We start from the raw sequence: 4,904 nt of genomic DNA, 5'->3' as shown, positions 1-4,904 counted from the left end.
ATCCCAAAAAAGCCCCAATTTTCTCCACGGCAGCCTCTAGAATATCGGGATCGTGAACTAAGGCAAAACGCACATAACCCTCACCACCCTTACCAAAACCGGAACCGGGAGAGACCGCGACACCGGTTTGGGCCACCAATTGCCGACAAAAATCGACGGAATTACCCGGCCAACTGGGGGGAATTTTCGCCCAAACGTACATAGTGGCGGCCGGGGTGGCAACTGGCCAACCGATGCGATTTAGGGCATTAATAAACACATCCCGGCGTTTTTGGAAGATAGCGACGGTTTCCTTGACTGAATCTTGATTACCGGTTAAAGCAGCGATCGCACCGTTAAGGATGCCCAAATACTGATTAAAATCAACCATGGCTTTAATCTGTCGCAAAGCCATAATTAACTGCGGGTTGCCAATGGCGAAACCGATGCGAAAACCGCCCATATTATAGGACTTAGAAAAGGTAAAAAACTCGATCGAATTAGTTTTAGCTCGATCGGCCTGTAAAATTGACGGGGGGGGCGATGTTCCCGCAAAAAAGATGTCTAGATAGGGAAAATCGTGGATTAAAACTAAATTATGCTGACGGCAAAAGTCAACCGCTTTTTGGAAAAATGCCAAAGGTGCGATCGCTGTAGTGGGATTATGGGGATAACTCAAGACCATCAGCTTCGATTGTGCCAGCACTGCCTCAGGAATGTCCTCTAAAACCGGCAGAAAGTCATTTTTTGCCAAAATTGGCATTCCGTACATTTGACCGCCAGCAAGGGCAACACCGCCCAAATGGGAGGGATAACCCGGATCGAGGAGCAGAGCAAAATCCCCGGGGTTGAGAAGGGCCAAAGGTAGATGGGCCGTGCCTTCCTGAGAACCAATTAGGGGTAAAACCTCCGTTTCCGGATCGACGGGGACACCAAAGCGATCGCTATACCAGTTAGCGGCAGTTATTCGGAAGTCTCGCGTACCATTATGGAGTAAATAGCCGTGGGTGTGAGGATCGTGGAGAGATCGCTCAATAGCATCGACAACGTGGGGAGCAGCCCCAAGATCGGAGGAACCGAGCGAAAGATCGATAATGGTATTACCCGCTTCTCTACTGGCAGCTTTTGCCCGATCCATATCGGCAAAAACGTTGGATTGGAGTGCCTGTAAGCGGTGTGCTAGGGTTAAGTTATTCATAACCACAGATACCTAATTAGCTGACATAGGTATCGATAAAAGATTGTAATTGTGGTTTGCCGATCGCCCCTTCATGAGTGGCAATAAGTTTTTTATCTTTAAAGATGCGTAAAGCGGGAACACCTTTCACATCACATTTAGCCACCGAGTTGGGGTTAGGGTCCACCTCTAGTTTAACTACTTTTAGCCGTTCGCCGTAGGTGTTGGCTACCCAATCGATCGAGGGGGATACCAGACGGCACGGACCGCACCAACTCGCCCAAAAATAGACTAAAACGGGTTTTTCGACCTCAAAAACCTCTTGGTCAAACTTCTGATCGCTAATGACAGTTACGCTACTCACAGTATTTATTTCCTCACCATCGTTACTGATCATCATAGGGGTTCTGGGTAATTTTCGGCAATTATCCACTTCCACAATTCCTCAAACATGAGGATCGAAGACATCGCGTAAACCATCACCGATAAAATTAATACTTAACACTGTGATCACGATAGCCAGAGCCGGAAAAATGACCAAGTGGGGGGCAGTTGTCAAGTAATCTTTAGCTTTAAATAACATTTGTCCCCAAGTCGGCACATCGGGGGGGAAACCCAAACCCAAAAAACTCAGGGTTGACTCGGTAATAATCGCATTACCCACCGCTAAAGTAGCCGCCACGATAATCATTCCCAAAACATTAGGCAATAAATGCACCCAGATTAAACGGAAAGGAGTGGCCCCCAAAGCAATCGCAGCCGAGATAAATTCCATCTCCCGTAACTTTAAGAAATTTCCCCGCACCAATCGCGCCACCGACATCCAATTTAAACCCCCGATTACTAAAACCACGAGGATAAAAATACCCGTTTCCGGTCCGGCGATTTTTTTGATGCTATCGCGAAATAGATAGACAATCAGTAAAAGTAGGGGTAATTGGGGCAAAGATAGGAATAAATCCGTTAATCGCATCAATAAGCCATCGATTGCGCCCCCGTAAAACCCGGAAATAGCTCCGATCGCCGTCCCTAGAATAATCGCAACTATCATAGCAGCAATCCCCACCGCTAGGGAAATTCGACCCCCCACCAAAATCCTCGCCAATTGATCCTGGCCCAGATCGTTAGTGCCGAAAAGATGTTTTAAACTAGGGGGAGCAGTGGTTTGACTAAAATCAATGGTATCGATGGGGACCCGATAAAAAATCGGACCGAATAGGACGGCAAGAATAATTATAATTAATGCGATCGCTCCTATTGTTGCCAGGGGATCTCGGTAAAAACGTCGCCAAGTATCGATAATTGCAGAAGACAGGGGAGACATAAGCTGTTAAGTGTTTAAATTACTTTTTGAGACGAGGCACTCTTGCATTAGGGGAGATTCCGCTAATCTAAGAATAAACGGTTTAAATGAGTCTTTTTAGTCTGCTGTATTTTAGGTAAAATCTCAAGATGAGTCCCTTTATTGAAGGAACCGTTGTGTTATAGTATAACTCAAGTTCAGAAAATAGAGAGTAAAACTATGACTGTTAAAGAACTTATTCAAACAGCAATTGATAATTTACCTGAAGAACAACTAGATGAACTTTATCAATTAATTAAAAATTTCACCGCCAGCAAAAACAACTTATTAGAAGAAAAACCATCCTTATTCAAACGTCATTTTCCAGTTGAGAATATGGTGGGTAAAGCTAAAATACTAGGTGATATGGTCAGTCCTATTGTAGATGAAGAAGATTGGGAATGTCTGAAGTAATTGTGCTTGATACTCATATTTGGTTGTGGTTAATAAATGGCAATTTTGACAGATTTCCCGAGCATTGGCTAGAAAAATTTGAGTTAGCAGAATCTCTCGGAGTTTCCCCCATTTCTTGCTATGAAATAGCCCTTGCTAACCAACGGGGGAGATTAGAATTAAGTTATCCCCTTCAAGAGTGGATTCAACAAGCTTTAACAGTAGCTAAAATAGATATATTTTCAATTACCCCCGAAATTGCCATTAGAGCCGTTAATTTATCTCCCATTCACAAAGATCCTTTTGACCGTATTATTATGGCTACAGCCTTAGCATACGGGGCAAAACTGGCTAGTATTGATAACTTATTTTCTAAATATGTTGAAATCAAAGATCATCTCATGGAGAGAGGGAAATAGTGATAAGTAAGAGGACAAAATCAACAGATGATTAAAATTTACACGGAAATCGAACGGGGGCAAAATTGGTTAGAGCGCCATCAAAAATCTTCTCCGATATTTGCCCTAGTTTTGGGGTTTACCGAGACGGGATTAATCCCCGGAATCTCCACCGCCGGCGCCACCCCGGAAGATAGAAAATATACAGCGATCGCCGATGCCGAATTTATCGTTAAAGGAGTTTCACCCCATCCCCGTTATCCCTTACCCCCCCTAACGGTGGGAGCCTCCCCTGCCTATATTACCCGCGCCGTGGTGGAAAAATTAGCCATTCCCGTCCGGGTTTTTAACGCCGGTTTACCCTTGCCCCCGGCCGTCGATTATATCGAACTGGGGGGACAACCGGCCCGTTGTCTCTCCACCGGCCGCGCCCTAGATTTCGACATAGTAAAACACCTGTTCGCCCAAGGACTAACCTGGGGAGAAAAACTAGCCCGCGAGTCTAGTTATCTAATTATCGGCGAGTGTGTGGTCGGTGGCACCACCACCGCCCTCGCCATCCTCACCGGATTGGGTTATCGAGCCAACGGCAAAGTTAACAGCAGCCATCCCCAGTGCAATCATGCTCAGAAATGGGCAATAGTTGAGCAGGGATTAGCCCGAAAAGAAATTTTTGATCCTTTTGAGGTAATCGCCGCCCTAGGCGATCCTCAGCAGATTTTCGTCGCTGGCATGGCGATCGCCGCCAGTCGCCAGGGTGGGGTACTCCTCGCCGGAGGAACCCAAATGTTAGCCGTTTCTGCCCTAATTAAAGCTCTAGTGGCTAAATATGCCTATCCCGTTAACTGGGAAAATATCATCGTCGGCACAACTCGCTGGGTAGCGGAAGATAAAACGGGGGATACGGTGGGATTAGCCCGAATGATCGGAAAAGTGCCTTTATTAGCCACACAATTAAACTTTTCAGCCTCTAAATACCCGGTTTTGCAAGCTTATGAACAGGGTTTCGTCAAAGAGGGAGTAGGTGCGGGGGGATGTGCGATCGCCGCTTATCTGTACCAGAATTGGACTAATCAAGATTTACTCAAAGCGATCGAAAATTTAATCGGGTTTCAACTATAGCAGTTATCTTAATGATCAGGTAGGAAGTTTTCCTTTTAGGGAGTCGGTAGTCGGATGTGAGTTTTTTAAATTTTATCTAGCTCTAAACTTTTATTTATTCTCTCCTACTACAGATTGATAAAATCTTTCTAGACTTTCTACAGAGGTTTGATCGTTAAATACTGTATCGATATTCATTTTAGTATAATCTTTGATTGTTTGTCGCCATTGATTATCTAAACCTAAACGAATAGCAATTTCAAGATAGTGATTTTTATCCGTAGCAATTGTCTCGGTTATGCCTAATTTTTTCAAGATAGCATAGGAATGTCTTCCGCGCATAAATTCCCCCGGACAGGTAACAACTGGAAGTTGACAGGCAATTGCTTCTAAGGTGGTATTTCCCCCCGACCAACTTAAGTTATCTAAATAGATGTCTGCTAATAAGTTAAGCTGAAAATAATCATTTTGTTCTAATTGTGGCATCATTACCCCGTAATCTTGCCAATTGAGT

7 protein-coding genes are annotated in these 4,904 nt (G+C 44.6%); 3 read left to right on the top strand and 4 right to left on the bottom strand.

Annotated elements, in window-relative coordinates:
* The 3 genes from PX484_RS00845 to PX484_RS00835 form a co-directional block, all read right to left on the bottom strand.
* A partial coding sequence (locus tag PX484_RS00845) for an LL-diaminopimelate aminotransferase (protein WP_287667487.1) occupies positions 1–1,177 on the bottom strand: 1,177 nt, incomplete at its 3' end.
* A gap of 16 nt (positions 1,178–1,193) precedes the next feature.
* Positions 1,194–1,556 (bottom strand): thioredoxin family protein, encoded by a 363-nt coding sequence (locus PX484_RS00840; RefSeq protein WP_002801133.1) that lies wholly within the window; start codon positions 1,554–1,556, stop codon positions 1,194–1,196.
* A gap of 45 nt (positions 1,557–1,601) precedes the next feature.
* Positions 1,602–2,480, bottom strand: coding sequence for an ABC transporter permease (locus tag PX484_RS00835; protein ID WP_287667484.1), 879 nt, complete (start codon positions 2,478–2,480; stop codon positions 1,602–1,604).
* Positions 2,481–2,678: 198 nt separating this feature from the next.
* Between PX484_RS00835 and PX484_RS00830 the strand changes: the two genes are divergently transcribed.
* From PX484_RS00830 to cobT, 3 genes are read left to right on the top strand one after another with little or no spacing between them, the layout of a single operon-like run.
* Positions 2,679–2,912, top strand: a complete 234-nt coding sequence (locus PX484_RS00830; protein ID WP_002739069.1) for a hypothetical protein — start codon at positions 2,679–2,681, stop codon at positions 2,910–2,912.
* Positions 2,900–3,310: a type II toxin-antitoxin system VapC family toxin gene (locus PX484_RS00825; RefSeq protein WP_002738349.1), complete on the top strand. Its 411-nt coding sequence runs from the start codon at positions 2,900–2,902 to the stop codon at positions 3,308–3,310. The genes PX484_RS00830 and PX484_RS00825 overlap by 13 nt, the downstream gene beginning before the upstream one ends.
* 27 nt (positions 3,311–3,337) lie before the next feature.
* Positions 3,338–4,411 carry a nicotinate mononucleotide-dependent phosphoribosyltransferase CobT gene (gene cobT / locus PX484_RS00820; RefSeq protein ID WP_287766104.1) on the top strand — a complete coding sequence of 358 codons (1,074 nt, stop codon included), beginning with the start codon at positions 3,338–3,340 and terminating at the stop codon, positions 4,409–4,411.
* A 90-nt stretch (positions 4,412–4,501) separates the two neighbouring features.
* Here cobT and PX484_RS00815 read toward each other — a convergent pair.
* Positions 4,502–4,904: O-linked N-acetylglucosamine transferase family protein (locus PX484_RS00815; protein WP_502882685.1), on the bottom strand; the 403-nt coding region annotated here is incomplete at its 5' end.

The sequence above is a fragment of the Microcystis sp. M49636_WE2 genome, assembly GCF_030065375.1.
In the GTDB taxonomy this organism is placed as follows: domain Bacteria; phylum Cyanobacteriota; class Cyanobacteriia; order Cyanobacteriales; family Microcystaceae; genus Microcystis; species Microcystis aeruginosa_C.
The sequence above is the reverse complement of the archived record's forward strand: the minus strand, read 5'-3'. Positions and strand labels throughout refer to the sequence as shown.